At 71.6% G+C, this 24,118-nt stretch carries 21 protein-coding genes; 3 read left to right on the top strand and 18 right to left on the bottom strand.

Features of this window, described 5'->3' with window-relative positions:
• Positions 1-2: 2 nt before the first annotated feature.
• The 5 genes from ACFWY5_RS55485 to ACFWY5_RS55465 all read right to left on the bottom strand — a co-directional run bounded on the left by ACFWY5_RS55485 (position 3) and on the right by ACFWY5_RS55465 (position 5,339).
• Positions 3-1,034: a medium chain dehydrogenase/reductase family protein gene (locus ACFWY5_RS55485; RefSeq protein ID WP_379640010.1), complete on the bottom strand. Its 1,032-nt coding sequence runs from the start codon at positions 1,032-1,034 to the stop codon at positions 3-5.
• 76 nt (positions 1,035-1,110) lie between these two features.
• Entirely contained in the window at positions 1,111-1,569 is a 459-nt protein-coding gene (locus ACFWY5_RS55480) for a hypothetical protein (RefSeq protein ID WP_379640009.1), read from the bottom strand.
• Positions 1,570-1,637: 68 nt separating this feature from the next.
• A complete protein-coding gene (locus tag ACFWY5_RS55475; protein ID WP_379640008.1) occupies positions 1,638-2,960 on the bottom strand; it encodes an MFS transporter in 1,323 nt (440 codons plus the stop codon).
• A 70-nt stretch (positions 2,961-3,030) separates the two neighbouring features.
• Positions 3,031-4,785 carry a sulfatase gene (locus ACFWY5_RS55470; RefSeq protein WP_379640006.1) on the bottom strand — a complete coding sequence of 585 codons (1,755 nt, stop codon included), beginning with the start codon at positions 4,783-4,785 and terminating at the stop codon, positions 3,031-3,033.
• Positions 4,782-5,339: a PadR family transcriptional regulator gene (locus tag ACFWY5_RS55465; RefSeq protein ID WP_379627108.1), complete on the bottom strand. Its 558-nt coding sequence runs from the start codon at positions 5,337-5,339 to the stop codon at positions 4,782-4,784. Before ACFWY5_RS55465 ends, ACFWY5_RS55470 begins: the two co-directional genes overlap by 4 nt.
• 54 nt (positions 5,340-5,393) lie before the next feature.
• Between ACFWY5_RS55465 and ACFWY5_RS55460 the strand changes: the two genes are divergently transcribed.
• Positions 5,394-6,326: a formylglycine-generating enzyme family protein gene (locus tag ACFWY5_RS55460; RefSeq protein ID WP_379640004.1), complete on the top strand. Its 933-nt coding sequence runs from the start codon at positions 5,394-5,396 to the stop codon at positions 6,324-6,326.
• Between the two features lie 86 nt (positions 6,327-6,412).
• Positions 6,413-6,895, top strand: a complete 483-nt coding sequence (locus ACFWY5_RS55455) for a hypothetical protein (protein ID WP_379640002.1) — start codon at positions 6,413-6,415, stop codon at positions 6,893-6,895.
• A 34-nt stretch (positions 6,896-6,929) separates the two neighbouring features.
• Here ACFWY5_RS55455 and ACFWY5_RS55450 read toward each other — a convergent pair whose 3' ends face one another.
• The 13 genes from ACFWY5_RS55450 to ACFWY5_RS55390 form a co-directional block, all read right to left on the bottom strand.
• Positions 6,930-9,431 carry a chitinase C-terminal domain-containing protein gene (locus ACFWY5_RS55450; RefSeq protein WP_379640001.1) on the bottom strand — a complete coding sequence of 834 codons (2,502 nt, stop codon included), beginning with the start codon at positions 9,429-9,431 and terminating at the stop codon, positions 6,930-6,932.
• A gap of 108 nt (positions 9,432-9,539) precedes the next feature.
• Complete coding sequence (locus tag ACFWY5_RS55445) at positions 9,540-10,124, bottom strand: hypothetical protein (RefSeq protein ID WP_379627100.1); 585 nt, start codon at positions 10,122-10,124, stop codon at positions 9,540-9,542.
• 131 nt (positions 10,125-10,255) lie between these two features.
• Positions 10,256-11,011 (bottom strand): hypothetical protein, encoded by a 756-nt coding sequence (locus tag ACFWY5_RS55440; protein ID WP_379640000.1) that lies wholly within the window; start codon positions 11,009-11,011, stop codon positions 10,256-10,258.
• Positions 11,012-11,043: 32 nt separating this feature from the next.
• Positions 11,044-11,664 (bottom strand): TetR/AcrR family transcriptional regulator, encoded by a 621-nt coding sequence (locus ACFWY5_RS55435; RefSeq protein WP_379639999.1) that lies wholly within the window; start codon positions 11,662-11,664, stop codon positions 11,044-11,046.
• 70 nt (positions 11,665-11,734) lie between these two features.
• A complete protein-coding gene (locus ACFWY5_RS55430) occupies positions 11,735-13,204 on the bottom strand; it encodes a multicopper oxidase family protein (protein WP_379639998.1) in 1,470 nt (489 codons plus the stop codon).
• On the bottom strand, positions 13,201-13,551 hold the full coding sequence (locus tag ACFWY5_RS55425; protein WP_379639997.1) for a hypothetical protein: 351 nt from the start codon (positions 13,549-13,551) through the stop codon (positions 13,201-13,203). The genes ACFWY5_RS55430 and ACFWY5_RS55425 overlap by 4 nt, the downstream gene beginning before the upstream one ends.
• A 269-nt stretch (positions 13,552-13,820) precedes the next feature.
• Positions 13,821-14,924, bottom strand: coding sequence for a glycerate kinase (locus ACFWY5_RS55420; RefSeq protein ID WP_379639996.1), 1,104 nt, complete (start codon positions 14,922-14,924; stop codon positions 13,821-13,823).
• Positions 14,925-14,930: 6 nt separating this feature from the next.
• The gene (gcl, locus tag ACFWY5_RS55415; RefSeq protein WP_379626135.1) at positions 14,931-16,676 is read right to left on the bottom strand and encodes a glyoxylate carboligase; all 1,746 of its coding nucleotides are present in this window, start codon (positions 16,674-16,676) and stop codon (positions 14,931-14,933) included.
• 17 nt (positions 16,677-16,693) lie between these two features.
• On the bottom strand, positions 16,694-17,560 hold the full coding sequence (locus ACFWY5_RS55410; protein ID WP_379626137.1) for a 2-hydroxy-3-oxopropionate reductase: 867 nt from the start codon (positions 17,558-17,560) through the stop codon (positions 16,694-16,696).
• Positions 17,557-18,345: a hydroxypyruvate isomerase family protein gene (locus ACFWY5_RS55405; RefSeq protein ID WP_379639995.1), complete on the bottom strand. Its 789-nt coding sequence runs from the start codon at positions 18,343-18,345 to the stop codon at positions 17,557-17,559. Before ACFWY5_RS55405 ends, ACFWY5_RS55410 begins: the two co-directional genes overlap by 4 nt.
• A gap of 12 nt (positions 18,346-18,357) precedes the next feature.
• On the bottom strand, positions 18,358-19,068 hold the full coding sequence (locus ACFWY5_RS55400) for a fumarylacetoacetate hydrolase family protein (RefSeq protein ID WP_379626141.1): 711 nt from the start codon (positions 19,066-19,068) through the stop codon (positions 18,358-18,360).
• Positions 19,065-21,959: an FAD-binding and (Fe-S)-binding domain-containing protein gene (locus tag ACFWY5_RS55395; protein WP_379639994.1), complete on the bottom strand. Its 2,895-nt coding sequence runs from the start codon at positions 21,957-21,959 to the stop codon at positions 19,065-19,067. The genes ACFWY5_RS55400 and ACFWY5_RS55395 overlap by 4 nt, the downstream gene beginning before the upstream one ends.
• The gene (locus ACFWY5_RS55390; protein WP_379626145.1) at positions 21,956-23,110 is read right to left on the bottom strand and encodes a pyridoxal-phosphate-dependent aminotransferase family protein; all 1,155 of its coding nucleotides are present in this window, start codon (positions 23,108-23,110) and stop codon (positions 21,956-21,958) included. Before ACFWY5_RS55390 ends, ACFWY5_RS55395 begins: the two co-directional genes overlap by 4 nt.
• 166 nt (positions 23,111-23,276) lie before the next feature.
• Between ACFWY5_RS55390 and ACFWY5_RS55385 the strand changes: the two genes are divergently transcribed.
• The coding region (locus ACFWY5_RS55385) for an SLC13 family permease (RefSeq protein ID WP_379639992.1) at positions 23,277-24,118 on the top strand (842 nt) is incomplete at its 3' end.

Here is a 24,118-nt window from a genome sequence, read left to right as displayed (position 1 = left end):
GGCTACGGCGTCAGCACGACCTTCCCGGCGACGGTGCCGGACTCGGCCAGCCGCAGGGCGTCGGCGACACGGGCCAGGGGCAGCTGGGCGGCGATCCGGGCGGTGATGTCACCACGCTGGAGCGCGGCGAAGACCTGGGTGAGGTCGGCGCGCAGCCGCGCCCGGAACCGGTCCTTGGCCAGGGCGTGCCCCGCCCAGGCGTTGTAGAAGTACGCGTGGCGCCGGTTGGGCAGGGCGTTCCACAGCCAGACCCGGCCGAGCAGCTTGAGAACGGGCCACTGCTTGGACCCCTCGTCGTCGCGGGTGGAGGCGCTGCCGTAGGAGACGAGGGTGCCGCCGGGGGCGAGCAACCGCCAGGAGTCGACGATGCCGCGCCCGCCGACGTGGTCGAAGACGGCGTCCACCCCGCCGGGGGCGAGTTCGCGCACGCGCGCGGCGACGTCGCCGGCGCGGTAGTCGACGGGCACGACGCCCTGGGCCCGCAGGGCGTCGTGGTGGCGGGCGGAGGCGGTGCCGATGACGTGGACGCCCGCGGCCCGCGCGAGCTGGACGAGCACCGAGCCGACGCCGCCGTTGGCGCCGTGCACGAGGATGGTCTGCCCGGCGCGGACGCGGGCCTTGCGGTGCAGCATCTGCCAGGCGGTGATGCCGTTGACGACGAGGGTCTCCGCCTGCGCGGCGCCGATCCCGTCGGGCACCGGCACCACGTCCGCCGCGTCCACGAGCACGTGGCTGGCCCAGCCCCCGACCTTGACCAGCGCCGCGACCCGGACACCGGCCAGACCGGGCTCCACGCCCGCGCCGGTGTCCACCACCGTGCCGACCAGGTCGTAGCCGGGCACGAACGGGAACGCCGGCTGGTCGTAGTAGCGCCCGCGGCGCATCTGCTGCTCGGCGAAGGAGACGCCGGTCGCCTCCATCCGGATCAGAACCTGACCGGGTCCGGCGACGGGCACCTGCCCGTGCCGGATCCGCAGCCCCTCCGGCTCGACCTTGCCCGGCAGGACGACCTCGACGAGTTCCTCGGTGCCCATCGCAACCTCCGTTACTAGATCTCGTGTTTGTTAGAACCTATAACAACACGACAGGAGGCAGGTGTCAACCAGTCGGTCAGGCCAGGGCCGGGATCTCGATCTTGGTGCGGTCGGCCGGAGTCATCAGGCAGGGGAACACGGCGCCGCCCCGTTCCAGGCGTTCGCCCATGGACGAGGTGAGCCGCACCGTGCGCTCGATCTCGTACGGGTCGCCGGTCCGCGGCGTCACGCGGAGCCGGAGCAGCCAGACGTAGCGGCCGTTGTGCTTGTTGCCCGTCTCCTCGGCCCCCAGCACCGCCGCCTCACACGGCACCGCCGCCGCGCGCTCCTCCGGCGTGAAGGTCACCAGCGCGGCCGACTCCAGGCTCGCGAACGAGATGGACCCCATGGTGAGCACCCCCGCGCCCAGGAAGAGGATCGCCGCGCCGGCGTACGCCCCCACCCGGGTCTGCGGCTTGCGCCGCAACCTGACGAACAGGATCACGCCGACGAGCGCGGCGATGGCGGCGCAGGTGCCGAAGACGATCGATCCCAATGCACTTCCCTCCGTTCCGAGGCCGCCAGTCGATCAGTCATCGCTTGCACGGCGGCTGCAGCCCGCTCTCAGCCGCTGAGGGCCGCGGCCCGCCGGGCGTCCAGTTCGTGCTGGAGGCGGTCCACGTCGCGGGCGTACGGGCGGTAGAGGAGCGTGAGGTACGCCCCGTTGGCCAGCATCAGCAGGACCAGAATCCACAGGAAGACCTGCTTGAGCCCGAAGACGTCGCCGAGGAAGCCGGCGCCGAGGCTGAAGGCGGCCCAGCCGATCGCCTCGAAGATCGAGATGTAGATGGCGAAGGCCGCGCCCCTCAGCTCGGGAGGCGTGATCGCCATGACCATCGGCCGGTTGATGCCGGGGTTGACGCCCTGCGTGGCGCCCATCAGCCCGAAGAACGCCGCGAACGGCACGATGGACGCGAACGCGATCTGGGTGCCGAGGAAGGCGGCCGCCGCGAAGCCGAACTGGGCGGCCTGCAGCACGGCGACCAGGCCGTAGCGAGGGCTGCGCCGGGCGGCCCAGTCGCCCAGGAAGCCGCCGGCCACGTTGCCCAGGAAGTAGCCGACGCCGAACGGCAGCAGCACGATGGAGGCCACGGCGGTGCTGAAGCCGTACACGTCGACGAGGAAGACCACGCCGAACGCCCCCACGAGCAGGTGGCCCGACAGCAGACGGGAGCCGAGCAGGATGCCGAAGCTGGGGATGCGCAGCAGCGCCAGCGCCTTGGTCCAGGTGAGCCTGGACTGGGCGGCGCGCATCTCGGGGTCGAGGTCGGCGAGCTGCCGCTCGGCGGCCCCGATGCCCGGGTCGCGAAACCACAGCCAGATGCCGACGCCGAGCAGCACGTTGAAGGCGCCGATGCCCCACAGCCCCCAGCGCCAGCCGTCGCCGACGTTGGCGAGCTGGCCCTTGACGGGACCGAGGACCGATCCGGCCAGCGCGATCACGCCGTAGAGCAGCCCGACGGCCTTTCCGCGCGCGGAGCCGTCGAACAGGTCGCCGATGATCTCGGTGATGATCGGGTGCGCGGCGGCGTACCCGGCGGCGAGGATGGTGTAGAAGATCAGCAACTGGGCGAAGTTCTGGGAGAAGCCGGCGGCGATGCCCCACACGCCCCACAGCCCCGTGGCCACGACGAGGACGTTCTTGCGCGACCAGCGGCGGGCGACCCACACCCACAACGGCCCCGTGAACACACCGACGATCTTGCCGGCGGCGGTGAGGATGCCGAGCGCGCCGAGCGAGAGCCCCAGCGACTGCCGGATCACCGGGAAGAGACTGTTGACCAAGCTGGCTTCGGTGCTGTCGACGAGCATCGCGCCGCCCAGCAGCGACAGCTGACGCCATCGTCCGCGGATCTCGGCGGGCGCTTGTTGGGTAGCCTGAGACATCACGCCACCTCTTTCTGCGAGGAGGAGGAAAGGTGTTCGCCGGTGACGGGGTGGCCGCCCCGTCACCGGCTCAGAGCTCGGCGAGCTCTTCCGCGATCGCGCGGAGTCTGGGAGGTGGGAGCAGCCCGCCGGCCATCGCCGCGACGTCGATCAGCGGGGTGGCGCCGAGCATCTGCAGCAGCTCGGAGTCGACGATGCCGGGCACGTGCCTGCGCAGGACCTCGACGGCGACCGGGTCGGCGATCAGCGCCTTGACCGGGGTGCGCAGCGACAGCCTGCCCTCGGGGTAGTCCTCGGGCCGGGGAAGGGGCTGGGCGCTCCGCTCGGCCCGGTCGAGCTGGGCGCGTACCAGCAGGTGTTCCTCCGTGACCGCGCCGGTGACGGGGAGCCCGAGCCGCTCGAACTGGCCGGCGGGCGCGTCGCCGGCCCGCATCAGCTCGACCAGCAGACCGGCCATGCGCAGCTCGGCCGCGTCGTCGACGAGGGGCGCGCGCTGCTCGGGGTCGGTCTCCAGGTCGTACAGGAGCGTGCCGAAGTGGTGGGCGTCGACGAAGGTACGGCCCGCCACCCGGATCGTGCGCACCCCCTTGGTGAAGGCGAACGGCTCCGCCAGCTCGATGTTCGCCAGCTCGGCGGGCGAGAAGCGGCCGCGCATGTGCGTGGGCATGAGGGTGTGCTCGTGCAGGGGCTCGTTGGCGGCAGAGGCGGGCGCGCGCATGTAGACGTAGCGGCCGTCGGTGACGTTGACGTGGCCGCCGTGGATGCCGAAGAGGCCGGCCCGCCTGGTGGTCCCGGAGTTGAGGGGGATGCCCTGCATGTCGGCCGGCCGGTCGAGGCCGAAGTACTCCAGCAGCGTGGGCGCCAGGTCGATGGTCTGCACGAGCGCGTCGCGCCGCTCGCCCGCGGCGGCGGCGCGCGGGTCCCACACGAACAGCGGCAGGTGGACCAGCTCGTTGTACCAGGGCTGGACCGACTTGCCCCACCAGCCCTTCTCCCCCAGCAGCAGCCCGTGGTCGGTGCAGACGATCAGCAGCGTGTCCTCCCACAGGCCCAGCTCGTCCATGGTGTCCAGCACCCGGCCCAGGGAGTGGTCGCACATCGACAGCAGAGCCGCGTACTCGTAGCGGGCGTGGTCCACCTGCCGCGGCGTCTCGGTCACCCGCTTGTAGTCGGGCCAGTCGAAGTGCGGGCCGTCGTAGTCGTGCGGGTAGAGGTCCTTGTACCGCTTGTGGGTGAAGAAGGGCTCGTGCGGGTCGAAGGTCTCGATCTGGACGAACCAGCGGTCCTGCGCGGCGTTGGTCCTGACGAACTCCAGCCCGGCGTCGAAGGTCAGCGTCTGCGGGTGTTTCGCCTCGGTGTCCATGTACGGGCGGTTGACCCAGTCCTGGCGGTAGATCGTGTGGCGCACGCGCTTGAGGTCCTCGGGCGTCTCCGGATCGGCCACCCGGCCCTTCCACGGATCGCCCTCCTGGCCGCGGAAGAACTCCCAGGTGTTGTAGCGGCCGTGATAGGTGGCGCCGCCGTCCTCCCAGTAGTGCGGGTGGTCGCTGACCAGGTGCGTGTAGACGCCGTTCTGCTTGAGCAGTTCCGGCATCGAGTCGTCGAACGGCTCCAGCGGGCCCCAGCTTCGGTGCAGGAAGTTGTAGCGGCCGGTGTGGATCTCGCGGCGGGCCGGCATGCACGGCATCGAACCGGCGTAGCAGTTGTCGAAGCTCACCGCCCGCTCGGCCAGCCGGGCGAAGTTCGGCGCGTGCGTCCAGTCTCCGCCGTAGGGCGGCAGCATGTGCCGGTTCAGGCTGTCGAACATCACCATGATCGCTTTCATCGGGCCTCCAGCCACGTCCGCGTCTCCTCCAGCCACGCCACCCACGCGTCCATGGCGGCGGCGCCGTAGTCGTGCATGCGGTCGAAGACCTCCTGCGCGCTCGCCTGATCGAGCTGGGGCAGCGCGTTCTCGAAGCGCAGGGTCCTGTCGCGGTGCCGGCTGCGGGCGACCTGCTCGTACCGGTAGGCCAGCTCGACGCGGAGCATCTCCAGCGCCGCCTGCCGGTCGAGCGCCACGGCGAAGCCGAACCGGGCGGTGAAGTCCGCGTCCTGGAAACGGCTCGACGGCTCGTAGGGCGAGCGGACCCACTCCAGCAGCACCCGCTCGCCGTGGGGGGTCAGCCGGTAGACCTTCGCGTCGGGCCGGCCCTCCCGCGGGTCGACCTCGAACTCCACCCATCCGTCGGCGACCATCCGGGCCAGCAGCCGGTAGATCTGGCTGTGGTGGGCGCGCGAGCGGACGAACTGCCCCTCCACCTCCAGCCACTTGCGCAGGTCGTAGCCACTGAACGGGCGGCCGGCCAGCAACGCCAGCAGGACGTACTCGAACCTCAACGAAGTCTCCTATGTGCAGATGCACTTATGTGAGTTGATTCATATACTCCTGCCATGGAGCCGTCAATGCCCTGTTGCGCGCCGGTGACGGGACAGACCACCGGCCCGCGTGCCCTCCCGGCCCCCTCGCCGGTCCCGATCGCCCACGACGACGTGGCGCTCCCCGGCGGCACGTTCCTCATGGGCGACGCCTTCGGCGAGGGCTATCCCGCCGACGGGGAGACCCCGGTCCATCCGGTACGGCTGGCGCCCTTCCCGATGGACGCCACCGCGGTCACCGTCGCCATGTTCGAGGCGTTCACCCGGGCCACCGGCTACCGCACGGACGCCGAGCGGGCCGGCCACTCCGCGGTCTTCCGCCTGGCCGTCGCCGCCACCCGCGCCGACATCCTCGGCTTCGACCCGGAGGTTCTCTGGTGGGCCACGGTCGCCGGGGCCGACTGGCGCCACCCCTTCGGGCCGCTGTCGGAGGCCGAGCCCGGCCACCCCGTCGTCCACGTCTCCTGGAACGACGCCGCCGCCTACTGCGCGTGGGCGGGACGGCGCCTGCCGACCGAGGCCCAGTGGGAGTACGCCGCCCGCGGCGGCCTGTCCCAGCGCCGGTTCGCCTGGGGCCAGGAGCTCACGCCCGGCGGCCGGTGGATGTGCAACATCTGGCAGGGCTCGTTCCCGCACGACAACACCGGCGAGGACGGCTGGCTGGCGACCGCCCCCGTCCGCTCCTTCCCCGCCAACGGCTACGGACTGTATGAGATGGCGGGAAACGTGTGGGAATGGTGTGCCGACTGGTTCTCCGCCACGGCCTACGCCGATGCCGCGCGGGCCGACCCGGAAGGCCCGCCCGCCGGTGAGCGGAAGGTGATCAGGGGCGGGTCGTACCTGTGCCACGACTCCTACTGCCACCGCTACCGCGTCGCCGCCCGCTCCGCCGGCTTCCCCGGCTCCAGCAGCGGCAACTGCGGATTCCGCACGGCAGGGCCGGCGTAGACCCGACCGGCATGGAGCCGAACCTCCACCCGGCCGTGGCACTCCAACCCTGCGTACGGCACGCGACCACCGGAAGGAAGAACGCCATGAAGATGCTCATCGCTGCCCTGGCCGGCGGGGCGCTGCTGCTCTCGGGCACCCCCGCGCTCGCCTCCGGGCCCACCCTCGGACCGTACGGCGTCGGCAAGCTCAAGCTCGGCATGACCGCCAAGCGGGCCAAGGCCACCGGAACGGTCGTTCTCAAGTGGCGCGACAAGCACAGCAGCTGCTCCGGCTGGGATCTGAAGGCCCATCCGACGGGCAAGAACAGCGTCGGGCTCTACATCTCCAAGAAGCGCGGCGTGGCCGTCATCTTCGCGGGCAAGGGCATGAGAACGCCGGAGGGCATCGGGATCGGCGCCACGATGCGGCAGATCAGGCGGGCCTACCCGAAGGTGAGGACACCGCGCGGGCTGAACCCGTACGTCCGCGTGCCCGGCAACCCCAAGGCGTACTACACCTTCTTCGTCGGCAAGAAAAAGCTCGAACAGCTGTCGATCGCCGTGCTCTGGCAGGACTGCGTGAGCTAGCCGAGGGCCCGGCCGGAGCCGGGCCCTCGCGGGACTACATGGGCTGCCAGAGCGCGAAGAGGTTGGTGGGCTCCCAGCCGACCTGGGAGGTGTGCCCCTGCCTGCACCGGTAGGTGATGCCCTGGTAACGCACCATGGCACCGGTCTGGTAGCTGACGCCGGGCGCCCACTCAGGTGTGCCGCCGGTGTAGGTCACGCTGGGCGTGGGCGTGGCCGTCGGGGTGGGGGTCGCCGTCGGGCTGGGAGTGGCCGTCGGCGTGGGAGTCACCGTCGCGGTCGGGGTCGCGGTCGGGGTGCCGGCGCAGGCGCCCAGGTCGCGCCACACGTCGTTGGTGCCGGGCTGGTTGCCCTGCGTCCACCAGCGGGCCTCATAGGCACGGCCGTTGTGGGAGACGCGCTGGCCGCCGTTGTACACCTTCCCGGCCTCCCACGCCGGATCGGTGCAGGTGCCGCCGGTCGGCGTGACCGTCGGGGTCGGCGACGGGGTCACCACACCCCCGCCGCGGGCCAGGTCCTGGACCACGCCGTAGCTCTTGCCGCCGAAGGTGACGGTGAAGTTGTTCGGGCCCGGCGCGGGCAGGTAGTAGACGTAGTCCATGGTCACCGAGGCGCCGGGGGCGAGCGTCTGCCAGGTGGGCAGCTTCACCGAGACGCGGTGGTAGTCACCCTTGAGCCCGCCGATGTTGTTGGCCCCGGTGTGCTCGCTGCTGATCACCCGCAGCCCGAACCCGGACTGGTCCTTGGCGTTCGGCGGCGAGGCGGTCGCGTAGTCCCACTGGAACTCGGTGCCGCCGGGCAGCGTGAACGCCGACCTGTTGGTGATCTTGAGCTTGGGGCTGATCGGGTAGTTGCTGTCGCCGACGGGGAACTGCTCCGCGGCGAAGCCCACGTCGATCTTCTCCGCGGGCAGCGCCGTCTTCGCCCTGGTCGCGGTGTACGGCGCCGCCGTCTTGAGCGTGTCGTGCACCAGCGTGGTCAGCGTGTCGCCCATGAAGTACTCGCTGCCGGTCCACTTGTAGTCGCCGGCCAGTTCCCAGATCATGATGCCGCCGAGGCCCTTGTCCCTGACGTACTCGGCCTTGGCCTTGAGCGACTGCTCGTCCTCGGTGGACAGGAACACCTTCTTGCCGCTGTTCCAGAGCCACGGGGCGACGAGGGTGGTGTCGTAGTTGCGGGTGTAGGTGCCGGTGATGCCCTCGGTGACGCCGTACGCGCCCAGGTAGGAGCCGGCGATGCCGCGTTCGAGGTTCTTGGCGTGCCACATCGGGTTGGACCCGGCGCCCACCTCGCGGCCGTCCTCCTTGTCGTGCCACAGGTTGTCGATGCCGGTGGCGCCGTCGCCGCAGGTGGTCAGGCCGGTCGGGCACGTGGTGCCGACCGACTTGCCCCACAGGCCGGAGGTTCCGCCGGTGACGTTCTTCCAGCCGCGGGTGTAGTACGGCACGCCGATGTTGATCCGGCCGGGCGGCAGGGCGCCGCGGTAGTAGTGGTAGGACCAGTCGGTGTTGAGGTAGCCGATGCCGCCGTACTGGGAGGTGGTGTAGACGCCCCACTTGGCCAGCTCGGCGTCCTTGCCGTCGTCGTAGAGCGCGGCGTTCGGGCCGACGAACTCGTTCCAGGCGCCGTGCAGGTCGTAGGACATGATGTTGAGGAAGTCCAGGTACTGGGTGACCTGGAAGGTCTCCATGCCGCGCAGCAGATACCCGGAGGCGGGCACGGCCGCGGTGAGCTGGTAGTACTTCCCGTCGGCCGCGGCGGCCCTGTCCAGCCGGTCGCGCAGCGTCTTCATCAGCGCCGCGTACCCCTGCATGAGCCGGCCGCGCCGGGCGTTGGCGATCTGCCAGTCGGCCGGGTTGCCGGCGTCCTTCATCGAGGTGGGGTACTCGTAGTCGATGTCGACCCCGTTGAAGCCGTACTTCCGGATGAAGGCGACGGCGGAGTCGGCGAAGGTGTCGATCGCGGCCTGGCTGTCGGTCATCGTGTAGAAGCCGCCGGAGGCCACCCGGTTGCCGTTCGCGTCGAGGTACCCGCCCGTCTCGGCCCACCCGCCGACGCTGATCAGCGTCTTGACGTGCGGGTTGGCCCTCTTGAGCGTGGTGAGCGCGTTGAAGTGCCCCTTGTACGGCAGGGCCGGGTCGTTGCCCGCCAGGTCCAGCCCGGTGGCCGGGTTGGTGGCCGAGTCGGCGCCCACCGAGATCTTGTTGTCCGCGCCCACGTGGGCGAAGGCGTAGTTGATGTGCGTGATCTTCGGCCACGGGATGTTCTGGGCGAGGTAGGCGGGCTGGCCGTTCCCGCCGTGGCGCCAGCCGGTGAAGTAGCCGATCACACGGCGCGGATGGTTCGCGCCCATGCTCTCGCGGCCCTGCTCGTCGTAGGCGGAGCAGTAGGGGACGCTGACGCCGGGCGTTCGGTGGAGCCCGTCGGGGCGGCAGGTTTCGTGGTCGACGGCCGCCGCGGCGGATCCGGCGAGGGTCGCCGCGACCAGGGCCATCGAGGCCGCCACGGCGGCTAAGGACAGACGCGCTCGCTTACGCATGGTTCGCCATCCAAGGGGGGTGATAATGCGCTCTTGTGCGCGAAGGTAGGCGCTCTCACCAGGTGCGTCAACGCTTTCTTTTAGGAAAGTTTCCAAATAATTCAGCGGTCAGCAGCGCCCGAGCCACCACCATCCGCCGGCCAGCTCGAAGGACGGGCACAGGCTCGTGCCGAACCCGTCGTAGGGACCCGCCTCCGGCCGCCCGGTGAAGTGCCCGTATCCGACGGCGTCGTCCGGAACGCCGATCCAGTCGGGCACGAACCGGACCGGCCGCCCGCCGCTGGTGCCGATCACCGCGACGCGGCAGTTGGCCGAGACGAAGCAGATCCCGGCCGGCAGTTCGGCCCCGTAGTACTCCCCCTCCGGGACCCGCGTCTCGGCGGCGACAGCGAAGGCCGGCCGTTCCACCCAGAACCGCACCCGGGCCCGCGCCTGCGGCTCCAGATGCAGGAAGAGCGCCCCGCCCAGACCGGCCAGCGCCAGCAGGGCCGTGGCCACCACCGGCCAGCGGCGCGCGTCCCGCCCAGCCCGCCAGATCGCCAGGCCGAACAACGTCACCAGCAGTACGAGGATCAGGGCCAGCAGCGGCAGCGCCAGGATCCAGAACCGCGTCACCAGCCAGCCGGTGTGCAGCGCGACGCCGAGCGCGATCACGGCCAGCGGGACGGCCGCCAGGACGGGTTTGGAGATCACCGGCCCACCTTAGAACCGCCGCGTGCAGGATTCTGCGGGAAGATGTGCGGATCACGCGCACGTTGATCCCCGGGCGGCGGCTGCGGTCGCCACCCGGGGACGCCTCACACGGCACGCACCGCGGCCGACGCCTACGAAGCCCTCGGCCGCGCGTCGTCGATGAGCGCGAACACGGCCCCCGAGACGTCGGCCACCAGAGCCATCCGTCCGGTGGAGACGTCGATGGGATCGCCGATCACCGATCCGCCGAGGTCGGTCACGCGTACCACCGTCGCGTCCGTGCCCACGGCCGGATCGACCGCGAAGTACACGAGCCAGTACGGCAGGACGTAGGACTTGTCCGCGTGACGGCCCAGCCGGGTCTGCCCGCCGGCCGACCAGACCGTGTAGTCGAAGTGCCGCCCGTCGCCGATCTGCCGCTGCTCGTAGCCGAACAGCCGCCCGTAGAACGCGTCGATGCGCCCGCCGTCGATGGTACGCAGCTCCGCCCAGGTCAGCGTGCCCGGCCTGCCCACGCCGAAGCCGCCGAAGCCGCCGGGACCGTCGGCGCGCCACAGGCCGAAGACCGCGCCCGCCGGGTCGGCGGCGACGAGCGCCTCCCCCTGCCCGGGAGCCAGGTGCGGGCCGAAGACGATCTGCCCGCCGGCCTCCTCGATGCCCTTGGCCGCCGTCTCCACGGCGCCGGCGTGCACGTAGAGCGTCCATACGGCCTGCTCGCCGTCGCGGACGCCGGCCACGACGTCACCGTCGAGCTCGGCGTAGACGTAGTCGCCCGCCGGCACATAGGTCCAGCCGAAGAGACCGGAATAGAAGTCGCATGTCGCCGCGCGATTCGCGGTGGCGATGTCCACCAATGCGGGTGCGCCGGAAACGACCGGACTGAGCACGCGTACCCCTCCTCATTCCTGTCCGTGCTGACTCATGGATCGGCGACTCCGAGAAGCGCGCGGAGCTGCCGCAGGACAACGACGCGCAACCGGCCGGCGTCGAAGTAGTCATGGTCGAGGACGCGCGGGATGACCAGCCCGTCAAGCAGCGCGATGAGCGCCGTCACCACGTCCTCGACGTCGTCGGCCACGCGGAACTCGCCTTGTTCGACGCCGTCGCGGATGGCCTCGGCGAACGGCCGCCGGTAGCGCTGCTGCAGGCTCACGCTGTGCGAACGCAGCTCGGGATCGTGCACCGCCGCGTGCCAGAACTCCATCAGCATGCGCCAGGTGCCGATCGGCATCGGCGCCAGCCCTCCGTCCACGAGCGCGACCAGGCGCAGCCACGGCGTCGGCTCCTGATGGCCCGCCTGCTCCAGGCGGGCGACCTCCCGTTCCGTGGAGTGGTGCAGCGCCTCGACGAGCATGTCGTCACGCGAGCCGAAGTAGAACTGCAACGTGCTCACCGCCACCCCCGCCATCTTGGCGACGTCGGTGAAACGCGTGTGCTCGTAACCGCGCTCGGACAGGACGGCGACGACCACGTCGAGCACCTCTGCCCGGCGGCCACCGCCGACCCTGCGGCGGCGTGAGGGGACGGATGTTGAACTCACGCCGCGATCGTATCTCCGTACGGTACGGCTCACCAGTACGAGAAATCGTATGGCTGTCCGGCTTACCCGCTCACACCACCTCGAAGGTGCTCATCATGGCCATGTCCTCGTGTTCCAGGTTGTGGCAGTGCATGACATACCGGCCGCGGTAGCCGGTGAAGCGGGTGATGATCTCCACGGTCTGCGTCTCGCGCAGCTCGACCGTGTCCTTCCAGGCCGGCGGGCCCTCGGGGCGCTCGCCGCCGGCCGACAGCACCTGGAAGGGCGCCAGGTGCAGGTGCACCGGGTGGGAGACGTCGCTGGTCAGCCGCCAGATCTCGACCTGGCCGAGCTTGGGCCTGGCATCGACGCGGCGTACGTCGAAGGGCTTGTCGTTGATCATCCAGCCGGTGTGGCCGTGCAGGGTGCCGCTGGTGAAGGAGAAGTCGCGGGTCACCGCGGCCGTGACCGGGTCGAGGCGCTCGATCCGGGAGAGCGTCTGGGGGATCGCGGAGTCGTCACGAGCCTCGCGGGCGACGGTGAACCGCATCACCCGCGCCTGCGGGCCCTCCTCGCCGAGGAGGTTGCGCAGCTCGACGTGCTCGCCGACGCGGTAGGCGGCGAAGTCCACCACCACGTCGGCCCGCTCGCCCGGCGCCAGCCGTACCTGCTCGACGGGGTGGGGGGCGGCCAGCAGGCCGCCGTCGCTGCCGATCACCACCATCTTGCCGCCGGGCGGCAGGGCGAGCTCGTAGGTGCGGGCGTTGGAGCCGTTGAGCAGCCGCAGCCGGTAGCGGGCCCGGTCGACCGCGAGATCCGGCCACGGGGCGCCGTTGACCAGGATGACGTCGCCGAGCAGACCGCCCATGAACGCCTCGCGGGCGCCGGGCCCGTTGTCGCGCACCGGGTAGGGCATGGTGCCGTCGGTGTGGAAGGCGCGGTCACAGATCATCAGCGGCACGTCGCGCTCGCCGGAGGGCAGCGGCAGCGCCGCCTCCTCCTCGTCGCCCACCAGGAAGAACCCGGCCAGGCCGCGCCAGACCTGCGGGCCGGTGTGGTCCATGGTGTGGTCGTGGTACCAGAGCGTGGCCGCCCGCTGCTCCAGCGGGAAGACGTAGTCGCGCTGGGTACCCGGCGCGACCAGGTCGGTCGGGAAGCCGTCGGACTCCGGCGGGGTGTGCCCGCCGTGCAGGTGGGTGACGGTCGGCGCGCCCAGCGTGTTGCGCACGCGCACGACGGTCCGCCGGCCGCTGCGCGCCCGGACGGTGGGGCCGGGGAACTTCCCGTCGTAGCCCCAGATCGGGGTGCGCAAGCCGGGCAGGATGTCCGCCTCGGCCGCGCGCTGGACGAGCTCGTAGTAGTCGGTGGTGCCGTCGCTGCGGTACGGCTTCGCCACCGGTGGCAGCGGCAGCGGCACGGCGAACGGCCGGGGCAGCGGGGCCGTACTGGCGAGGATCTTGGGCAGCGGGGTGCGCCCGGTCAGCGAACACCCCGGGACGCCCAGCGCCGCGACCGCCCCCAGACCGAGCAGCCCCAGCGCCCGCCGCCGCGAGACGTTCACGCCGCCGCCGCGGCGGGGCGGCGGTCCGCCCAGATCTGGACGGTCTGGATCAGGCTGCCGCCGAACATCAGCACGCCGAGCGGCACGTGCAGCGTCTTCATGTGGGCCATGCCGAGCGCCATCTGGGCCAGGGTCAGCACCAGCATGCCGGCGGCGGGCCCGATGGCCGCGCGCCGGCGCGCGACGAGGGCGGCGACCAGGTTGACCAGCACGACGACCGCCACCGCGATGGCCGTGACACTGTGCGCGGCCCGCCCGCCGGGCGAGGACAGCAACATGCCGGCGGTGACCGCCTGGAGCAGCAGGACCAGGGTCTGCAGGGTGAGCGTGATGCGCAGGAACCTCATGCCGGAAATCTTCGTCCAGCCCCGGCTACGCGGACGTCCCACCAGCGGTGATGCGGCGCCTACTCCCCCGGTACGAGTTCCGGGCCACCCGCTACGGCCGGGGCGGTACCCGGCGGACTGGTGGGAGGGCACTGGGGTGACCCGGTGTCCGGCCGGGCGTGGGTGGCCCGGCCGGACACCGGTGAGTGGCCCTGCCGGGCTGGGGAGCGGGATCCGGCTGGGCCTTCCGGCGGCCCGACCGGCCGGGTGTGGGTGGACCGGCCGGGCGTTCAGGCGAGCCAGTCGTCGGCGATCTGCCCGCCGACCAGCTCCAGGAGCGCGCCGGCGCGCCGCATCGAGCGCCGGCCGTCCGGTTCCAGGGCGCTGAGCGGGTAGACGCGGTCGAGGCCGAGCCGTTCGATCGCCGCGGGCGGCAGGAGCGAGCGCCCGGCCACGGCGACGACCGGCGTGCCCGCGGCGACCGCCCTCGCGGCGACCCCGGCGGGCGCCTTGCCGCGGGCGGTCTGGTGGTCGAGCGAGCCCTCCCCGGTGACGACGAGCTTCGCCGCCGCCAGGTGCGCGGGGAAGCCGATGAGGTCGAGGACCAGTTCGATACCGGAGCGGAGCGTGCCGCGCAGGATGGTCACTCCCGCGTAGCCGACGCCGCCCGCGGCCCCCGCGCCGGGGACGCAGGCGGCCTCGACGCCGGTGGCCCCGGCGACCGCCCGGGACCAGCGGGACAGCGCGGTCTCCAGGTCGGCCACGTCGCGTGGGGTCGCGCCCTTCTGGGGCCCGTAGACGGCGGCGGCGCCGTACGGGCCGAGCAGGGGGTTGTCCACGTCGATGGCGATGTCGATCTCCACCTCGCCCAGACGGGGATGCAGCCGTGACAGGTCGAGCCGGTCGATGGCGGACAGGGCCGCGCCGCCGCGCCCGGTGACGCCCTCCAGCCGCGCGCCCAGCGCCTCGGCCAGGCCGGCGCCGCCGTCGGTGCAGGCGCTGCCGCCCAGGCCGAGCACGATCCGGCGGCAGCCGCCGTCCAGCGCGGCCCGGATGACCTGGCCGGTGCCGTAGCTGGTGGCGGTCCGGGGTGCGGGCGGCCCGGTCAGGCGGCCCAGCCCGGACACGTCGGCCAGCTCGATCACCGCGACGCCGTCGCGCTCGGCGTAGGAGGTCGCGACCGGCCGCGCGTCAGGCCCCTCGGCCAGGACGGCGACGCGGCGGAACCCGGCGGCCAGCGCGGCCTCCAGCGTGCCCTCGCCGCCGTCGGCCACCGGCAGCGCGGCGACCTGGGTGCCGGGAGCGCGCGCGGTGATCCCGGCCGCGAGGTGCTCGCACACCTCACGGGCCGTCAGCGAGCCCTTGAACTTGTCGGGCGCGATCAGCACGGACATCGCCGCTCACCCCCGCGACAGGATCTCGGCGTCGGCGACCTCCTCGAACTCCGTGATGGCGTCGAGGTCGGCGCCCATCGCGATGTTGGTGACCCGTTCGAGTATCACCTCGACCACGACCGGCACCCGCAGGTCCTCCATGATCTTCCGCGCCTCCTCGAAGGCCCCGGCCAGTTCCCCGGGCTCGTGCACGCGGATGGCCTTGCAGCCCAGCCCCTCGACCACCTTGACGTGGTCGACGCCGTAGCCGCCCAGCTCGGGCGCGTTGACGTTGTCGAAGGCCAGGCTGACCTGGAAGTCCATGTCGAACGCCCGCTGCGCCTGCCGGATCAGCCCGAGGTAGGAGTTGTTGACCAGCACCTGGAGGAAGGGGATGTTGAACTGCGCGCCGACCGCCAGCTCCTCGATCATGAACTGGAAGTCGTAGTCGCCCGACAGCGCCACCACGGTGGCCTCCGGGTCGGCCACGGCCACGCCCAGCGCGGCGGGCACCGTCCAGCCGAGCGGCCCGGCCTGGCCGCAGTTGATCCAGTGCCGCGGCTTGTAGACGTGCAGGAACTGCCCGCCGGCGATCTGTGACAGGCCGATCGTGGAGACGTAGCGCACGTCCTTGCCGAAGGTGAGGTTCATCTCCTGGTAGACGCGCTGCGGCTTGATCGGGACGTTGTCGTAGTCGGTGCGCCGGTGCAGGGTGCGCTTGCGTTCCTGGCACTCCTTCGCCCACACGCCCCGGTCCGGCGGCAGCGTGGCGCGGGCCGCCTCGACGAGCTGGATCAGCGCCGCCCCGGCGTCGGAGACGACGCCGTAGTCGGGCGCGAAGACCCTGCCGATCTGGGTGGGCTCGATGTCGATGTGCACGAAGGTACGGCCACGCCGGTAGACCTCGAGCCCGCCGGTGTGGCGGTTGGCCCACCGGTTGCCGATGCCGAGCACGAAGTCGGCGGCCAGCAGGGTGGCGTTGCCGTAGCGGTGGGCGGTCTGCAGGCCGGCCATGCCGGCCATCAGCGGGTGGTCGTCGGGGATGCTGCCCCAGCCCATGAGCGTGGGGATGACCGGCACCCCGAGCAGTTCGGCCAGCTCGACCAGCAGGTCGCCGGCGTCGGCGTTGATGACACCGCCGCCTGCGACGATGACCGGGCGCTCGGCCGCCGCCATCATGGCCAGCACCTTCTCCGCCTGCGCCCGGGTGGCCGCCGGCCGGTGGACGGGCAGCGGCTCGTAGGTGTCGATGTCGAAGTCGATCTCGGTGAGCTGCACGTCGAGCGGCAGGTCGATGAGGACGGGGCCGGGCCGTCCCGAACGCATGAGATGGAAGGCCTGCTGGAAGGCGCCCGGCACCTGGGCGCCCTCCATGACGGTGTACGCCATCTTGGTGAGCGGCCCGGCGATGGCGGCGATGTCGACGGCCTGGAAGTCCTCCTTGTGCAGGCGGGCGACCGGCGCCTGGCCGGTGACGCAGAGGATGGGGATGGAGTCGGCGGCGGCGGAGTACAGGCCGGTGATCATGTCGGTGCCCGCGGGGCCCGAGGTGCCGACGCACACGCCGATGTTGCCGGCGCGGGCGCGGGTGTAGCCCTCGGCCATGTGCGCGGCGCCTTCGACGTGCCTGGCCAGGACGTGTTTGATGCCGCCGTGCGCGCGCATCGCGGAGTAGAACGGGTTGATGGCCGCGCCGGGCACCCCGAAGGTCTGGGTGGCGTTCTCACGCTCCAGGATCAGGACCGCGGCGTCGACGGCTCGCATGCGTGCCATGGGTTCGCTCCTCGCGCTCAGCGGCCCGAGAGCTGCTCGACGAGCAGCAGCAGGGCGGTGTGGTCGAGCTGCCCGTGGCCCTGGGCCCGCGCGGCGCCCATCAGCTGGGCCAGGACCGCCCCGACCGGGATGGCCACGCCCGCCTGCCGGGCGGCCGCGGTGACGATGCCGAGGTCCTTGTGGTGCAGGTCGATGCGGAAGCCCGGCTGGAAGGTACGGCTCAGCATGCCCTCGGCCTTGCGCTCCAGGATGCGGTTGCCCGCCAGGCCCGCCGACAGGACCTTGACCGCGGCCTCCATCTCGACGCCGTAGGCCTCCAGGAACACGATCGCCTCGGCGACCAGCTCGATGGTGCCGGCGACGATGAGCTGGTTGGCGGCCTTGACCGTCTGCCCGGACCCGGCGGGGCCGACGTGCACGACGGTGGAGCCGACCGCTTCCAGGACGGGCCGGGCCGCCTCGACGTCGGCGGGGGCGCCGCCGACCATGATGGACAGGCTGGCGTCGATCGCGCCCTGCTCGCCGCCGGAGACGGGCGCGTCCACCGCGCGCAGCCCGGCCTCGGCCGCCTGGGCGGCCATGCGGGCGGCGGCGTCCGGCCTGATGCTGCTGGCGTCGATCCACAGCGTGCCCTCGCGGGCGTGGTCCACGATGTCGGCGGCGACGAGTTCGACGTCGGGGGTGTCGGGGAGCATGGTCACGACGACGTCGGCGTCGCGCACGCCTTCCGCGATGCTGCCCGCGCCGTGGCCGCCCAGCTCGATCAGCCGCTCGACCTTCTCCGGTTCCTTGTTGACGCCGGTGACGGTGTATCCGGCCTTGACGAGGTTGGCGGCCATCGGGGCGCCCATGATGCCCAGGCCGATGACGGTCACGTTGCTCACGGCAGTTCCTTGTGGTCGGAGGTGAGCCAGGCGAAGGGGTCCTCACCCGGGGTGGCTTTGTATTCCAGGCCGATCCAGCCGTCGTATCCGGTCCGGCCGAGCTCGGTGAGCCAGGCGGCCAGCGGCAGGTCGCCGGTGCCGGGCGCGCCTCTGCCCGGCGCGTCGGCGATCTGGACGTGGCCGATGCGGTCCGGGCCGCAGCCGTCGCCGCTCAGCAGCGCGTCCACGTCGTCGCCGTTGACGGCCAGGTGGTAGAGGTCGGCGAGCAGCTTCAGGCCCGGGACGGCGGCCACGACGGCCAGCGCCTCGGCGGCGGTCTTGAGCGGGTAGGCCGGGGCGCCGCTGAGCGCCTCGATCAGGACGACGCCGTCCACCACCTCGTTGGCCAGCGCCAGGTTGGCGAGGGCGGTCTCGTCCTGGAGTTCTTCCGGGACGTCGTCGAGGCGGTTGCCGTACAGGGCGTTGAAGGAGCGGCAGCCGAGCGTGCGGCCGATCGCGGCCACGATCGGCACGTTGTCGCGGAACTCGGCGGCGCGGTGCGGGTGGGACAGCAGGCCGCGTTCGCCTCCGGGCATGTCGCCGGCGGCGAAGTTGATCCCGGTCAGCTGGACCCCGGCGTCGCGGACGGCGCGTACGAACGAGTCGACCTGCGCGTCGGCGGGCACGGCGGTCTCGAACGGCCACCAGAACTCCACGGCCTCGAAGCCGGCCTTGCGGGCGGCCTCCGGGCGTTCCAGTACGGGCAGGTCGGTGAAGAGGATGGAGCAGTTGACGGTGTAGCGCATGTGGCCTGCCTCCTATCGGACGGTGTTGCTCAGGACGCCCACGCCGGAGATGTCCACCGCGACCTCGTCGCCGGCGGCGAGGGGACCGACGCCGTCGGGGCTGCCGGTCAGCAGGACGTCTCCGGGGTTGAGGGTGATCCAGCGGGTGACGTAGGCGAGGAGTTCGCCGACGCCGAAGAGCATCGCGGCGGTGGGGCTGTCCTGGACGACGAGCCCGTTGACGCGGGTGCGGATGTGCAGTCCGGCCGGGTCGTCGATGTCGGTCTCGATCCAGGGGCCGAGCGGGCAGAAGGTGTCGGCGCTCTTGGCCCTGACCCATTGCCCGTCGTTGCGCCAGTCGTCGGCGGTGATGTCGTTGGCGCAGGTGTAGCCGAGGACGTAGTCGCGGAAGTGGCGTCTGGGCACCTGATGGGCGGTACGGCCGATGACCACGGCCAGCTCGCCCTCGTACTCCAGCCTGCGCAGCCCGTGCGGGCGGCGCACGTCGGCGCCGGGGCCGGTGACGGCGTTGGCGGCCTTGAGGAACAGCCGTGGTTTGCGAAGCTTGCCCGGTACGCCGTAGTTGCGGCCGGCGCAGACGATCACCCGTGGATCGCAGGGCGCCAGCAGCGTCACCTCCTCCAGTGCCGCCACCGGTCCTTGCCCGGGGGCGGGGTGGATGTCGTGGCCGACGAGCACGCCGGTGCGTACCTCGTCCTTGTGGGTGTAGCGGACGAGTCTCATGTCAGAACCACCGCCTCACGCAGGAGTTCGATCGGGTGCCAGGCCTGGCGGGCCGAGCCGTGGAAGATCTGCTGGCGGCAGGAGACGCCGGTGGCGGCGACCACGGTCTCGGCCGGTTCCGCGGCCAGGGCGGGGAAGAGCCGGTCGGAGCCGACGGTCATGGACAGCTCGTAGTGCTCGGCCTCGAAGCCGAAGGAGCCGGCCATGCCGCAGCATCCGGTGTCGAGTTCCACGACCTCCACGCCGGGGATGAGCCGGAGCATGGCCATGGTGGCGGCGGTGCCGACCTCGGCCTTCTGGTGGCAGTGGCCGTGGAAGACCACCCTCTTGCCCGCCAGCCACGAGTCGGTGCGCAGCGTCAGCCTGCCCGCGCCGACGGCCTCGGTGAGCAGTTCCTCCACCTGCTTGACCCGGGCGGCGACCGCGTCGACGCGTTCGTCGCCGGCCAGCATCGCCCGGTGCTCGTCGCGCAGGGTGAACAGGCAGGACGGCTCGCAGCCGACGATCGGGCCCTCGGTGGCGGCCAGGTGGGCGACCAGCGCGCCGGCCTGCGCCTTGGCCTGGTCGAGCAGGCCCTTGGACAGGCTGGAGCGGCCGCAGCAGCCGGTGGCGGCCAGCTCGACCGTCCAGCCGGCGCGTTCCAGCAGCTCGATCGCCGCCTTGCCGATGTGCGGCTCGGTGTAGGTGGTGAAGGAGTCGGCCAGGAACGTCAGCGTCTCGCGGCCGGTCTGCTTGCGGCCCTTGTGCCCTTTGTGCCAGCGGATGAGGTTGCCGCGCTGGAAGCGCGGCAACTGCCGGGCGGCGGTGATCCCGACCGTGCGCTCCAGCAGCCGCCGGACGAGCGGAATCCGGGTGGGCAGGTTCGACAGCGGCGCCGTGGCCGAGCCGAGCCGGTTGAGCGAGCGGATGGCGCCGAAGATCCGCGAGCGCAGGGGCACGCCGTGCTGGTCATGGTGGTGCGACAGCGCTTCCGCCTTGAGCGTGGCCATGTCCACGCTCATCGGGCACTCGCTCTTGCAGGCCTTGCACATCAGGCACAGGTCGAGGATCTCGTGCAGCCGCTCGTCGCCGAAGGCCGTCTTGGGGTCGGCCGACGACAGCGCCTTGACCAGGGCGTTGGCCCGGCCGCGGGTGGAGTGCTCCTCCTGGCGGGTGGCGACGTAGGACGGGCACATGACGCCGGGGCCGCTCTTGCGGCACAACCCGATGTTCATGCACCGGTCGGCGGCGCCGCGCATGCCGCCGACCACCTCGAACGACAGCCGGGTGCGCAGGGGTCCGGCGGGTGGCAGGGCCGCGTCGCGCAGGTTGTCGGTCATGGGCGGCGCGTCGACGATCTTGCCTGGGTTCAGCACGTTCCCGGGGTCGAACAGGTGCTTGACCGAGCGCATCGCCTCGTACAGTTCCGGGCCGAAGATCTCCCGGTTGAACTCGCTGCGGGCCAGGCCGTCGCCGTGCTCGCTGGAGTTGACGCCGCCGTACTCGGCGACCAGGTCCTTGATCTCCACGGCCACCGCGCGCATGGTCGTCACCTGCTCGGGGTCGGCCAGGTCGACGAACGGGCGGATGTGCAGGCAGCCGACCGAGCAGTGGCCGTAGAAGCCGGCAGTCAGGCCGTGCCGGTCGAGCACGCCGCGGAAGCGGTCGGTGTACTCGGCCAGGTGCTTGGGGTCGACCGCGGTGTCCTCGACGAAGGCCAGCGGCCTGCGGGTGCCCTCGCCGGCCGCCATGAGCAGGCCGAGGCTCGACTTGCGCACCTTGAGCAGCGCCGTCTGCTCGGCGGGGGTGACGGCGAGCAGGGTGTGGTAGCCGTGGCCGTTGCGCTTCCACGACCGGCTGACCTCGTCGAGCTTGGCGGTCAGGTGGTCGCGGTCGTCGCCGCTGAAGGAGACGAACAGCAGCGCGGCCGGGTCGCCCTTGAGGATGTCGCCGAGACCGGCGTACTCGATCTTCTGCCGGGACAGGTCCAGGATCGTCTTGTCCATGAGCTCGACCTGGGCGGGTTCGCAGGCCAGGGCGTCCTCGGTGGCGGCGATGGCGGCGGCGGTGGTGTCGAAGTGACCCACGGCGTAGACGGTGTGGCGGGGTTTGGGCACCAGGTCGACCAGCGCGTGCGTCGCCACGACCAGCGTGCCCTCGGCCCCGACCACGAACTTCGCCAGATCGAACTCCCCCGGCCCGGCCAGCCGGTCCAGCCGGTACCCGCAGGCCCGCCGCCAGAACGGCGGGAAGCCGGTGGCGATCGCCTCGGCGTTGTCGCGGACGAGTCCGGGCAGCTCACGGTAGAGCGCGCCCTCCAGGGTCGGCTCCGCTGCGCGGCGGGCCCGCTCCTGCTCGCTCACCGGTTCCAGCCGGGCGGTCGAGCCGTCGGCCAGGACCACGTCCAGAGCCCTGACGTGGTCGATGGTCATCCCGAACGTGAGCGAGCCGCTGCCGGCGGAGTTGTTGCCGATCATGCCGCCGATGGTGGCGCGGTTGCTGGTGGAGGTGTCGGGGCCGAACATCAGCCCGTACGGCGCCGCCGCCTGGTTGAGCTGGTCCTGCACCACCCCCACCTCGACCAGCGCGGTCCGCGCCTTCGGGTCGAGGTCGACGATCTGGTTCATGTGCCGGGAGAAGTCGAGGACCAGGCCGGGCCCGACCGTCTGCCCGGCCAGGCTGGTGCCGGCGCCGCGCGGCACCACGGGCACGCCCGCCGTCCCGGCCGCCTTGACCGCCTCGGCGACGTCCCCGGCGTGCCGGGGGAAGACGACGCCGACCGGCATGATCGAGTACATGCTCGCGTCGCGGGAGAACAGGTGGCGGGTGTAGTCGTCGAAGGCCACCTCGCCCTCGACGGCCGCGCCGAGCGCGCGCAGCAGGTCACCCGTCTCCGGGAGGGTGGCCGTCATGGCGCCTGCAGGCGCTCGAGCGCGTCGTTGAGTCCGCGCGGGTCGATGGGCACGCCGGCCAGGGTGAGTCCCATCTGGACGCCGGCCAGGGTGCCGGCGAGGGTGAGGTCGTTGAAGTCGCCCAGGTGGCCGATGCGGAAGACGCGGCCGCTGAGCTTGCCGAGCCCGGAGCCGAGCGACATGTCGTAGCGGTCGAGGATGATCGCTCTGATCTTGTCGGCGTCGTATCCCTCGGGGACGATCACGGCGGTCAGGGCCGCGGAATGCTCGCGCTCGTCGGCGCACAGCACTTCGAGCCCCCATCCCCGTACGGCCGCGCGGGTGGCCTCGGCGTGGCGGAGGTGGCGGGCGAAGACGGCGTCGAGGCCTTCGTCGTAGAGCAGGCGGAGGGCTTCGCGCAGGCCGTAGAGCAGGTTGGTGGCGGGGGTGTAGGGGAAGTAGCCGCGTTCGTTGGCGGCCAGGATCGGCGCCCAGTCCCAGAACGACCTGGCCAGGTTCGCGGTACGCGAGGCGTGCAGGGCCTTGTCGCTGACGGCGTTGAAGCTCAGGCCGGGCGGGAGCATGAGCCCCTTCTGCGAGCCGGCGACGGTGACGTCGACGCCCCACTCGTCGTGGCGGTAGTCGATCGAGCCGAGCGAGGAGATGGTGTCGACCAGCAGCAGGGCGGGGTGGCCCGTGTCGTCGATGGCGGCCCGTACGTCGGGGACGCGGCTGGTGACGCCGGTGGAGGTCTCGTTGTGGACCACACAGACGGCCTTGATGGTGTGGCCGGTGTCGGCGGACAGGCGTTCCCGGACGGCGTCGGGGTCGGCGCCCCTGCGCCAGTCGCCGGGCACGAACTCGACGTCCAGCCCGAGCCGTCCGGCCATCTCCTGCCAGAGGGTGGCGAAGTGGCCGGTCTCGAAGCACAGGACCTTGTCGCCCGCGCTCAAGGTGTTGACCAGGGCGGCCTCCCACGCTCCGGTGCCGGAGGCCGGGTAGATCACGACCGGTCCTTCGGTGCCGAAGACCGGCTTGATGTCGCGCAGCACCTCCAGGCCGAGTGCGGCGAACTCGGGACCCCTGTGGTCGATGGTCGGCGCCGACATGGCCCGCAGCACGCTGTCGGGCACGTTCGTGGGGCCGGGGATCTGCAGGAAGTGCCTGCTCATGAGGACCTCGCTCGAAATATCCATGATGCGGAAAAGTTATCTCGCTATACGGAAGATATGCCTTCCCGGGGGAGATGAAAAGTCTTGACGGCCAATGTGAGCCAGGTCATACTCTCGCTAAGCGGAAATAGTTTTCCGCATTATGGAAAAACCTGCTGGAGTCCGTATGTCGGTTCAGATCATCACGATCATCGTCCTGGCCGTCGTCTTCCTGGTCGCCACCGTGCTGCCCGTCCATATGGGGGCCCTGGCGTTCGTGGCCGCGTTCCTGGTCGGCGCGCTCGTCCTCGGCGAGTCGAAGGACGACATCGTCGGCGGGTTCCCCGGCGACCTGTTCGTCATCCTCGTCGGGGTCACCTACCTGTTCGCGATGGCCAAGGCCAACGGGACGGTCGACTGGCTGGTCCAGGCCGCCGTCCGCCTGGTACGCGGCCGCATCGCCCTCATTCCCTGGATGATGTTCCTGGTCACCGCCGCGCTGACCGCGGTCGGCGCCGTCGTGCCCGCGGCGGTGGCGATCATCGCGCCGGTCGGCATGGGCTTCGCCCTGCGCTACCGCATCAACCCCATGCTCATGGGCCTGCTCATCATCAACGGGGCCAGCGCCGGCGGCTTCTCCCCCATGAGCATCTTCGGCAGCATCGTCAACGGCGTCGTCACCCGCAACAACCTGCCCGGCGATCCGGCGCTGCTGTTCATCAGCTCCTTCGCCTTCAACCTCGTCCTGTCCGCCGTCGTCTTCCTCCTGTTCGGCGGGCGTGACCTGCTGCGCCGCGGCCGGGAGGTCTCCGAGGACGGCGTCGCCGGTGATGGCGGCGGTGGCGGTGGCGGCACCGCTGTGGCCACGCGGCTCGGCAAGGAGCGGGTGCTCACCCTCGGCGGGCTCGCCGTCCTGGCCGGGGGCGCGCTGCTGTTCGGCCTCGACGTCGGGTTCACCGCCATCACCGTCGCCGTCGTGCTCTCCCTGGTCTCGCCCAAGGGCGCCAAGGACGCCATCGGCCAGATCGC

The sequence above is a fragment of the Nonomuraea sp. NPDC059007 genome, from assembly GCF_042740555.1.
Lineage (GTDB): Bacteria > Actinomycetota > Actinomycetes > Streptosporangiales > Streptosporangiaceae > Nonomuraea.
This window is presented reverse-complemented; position numbering and strand designations above follow the sequence as displayed.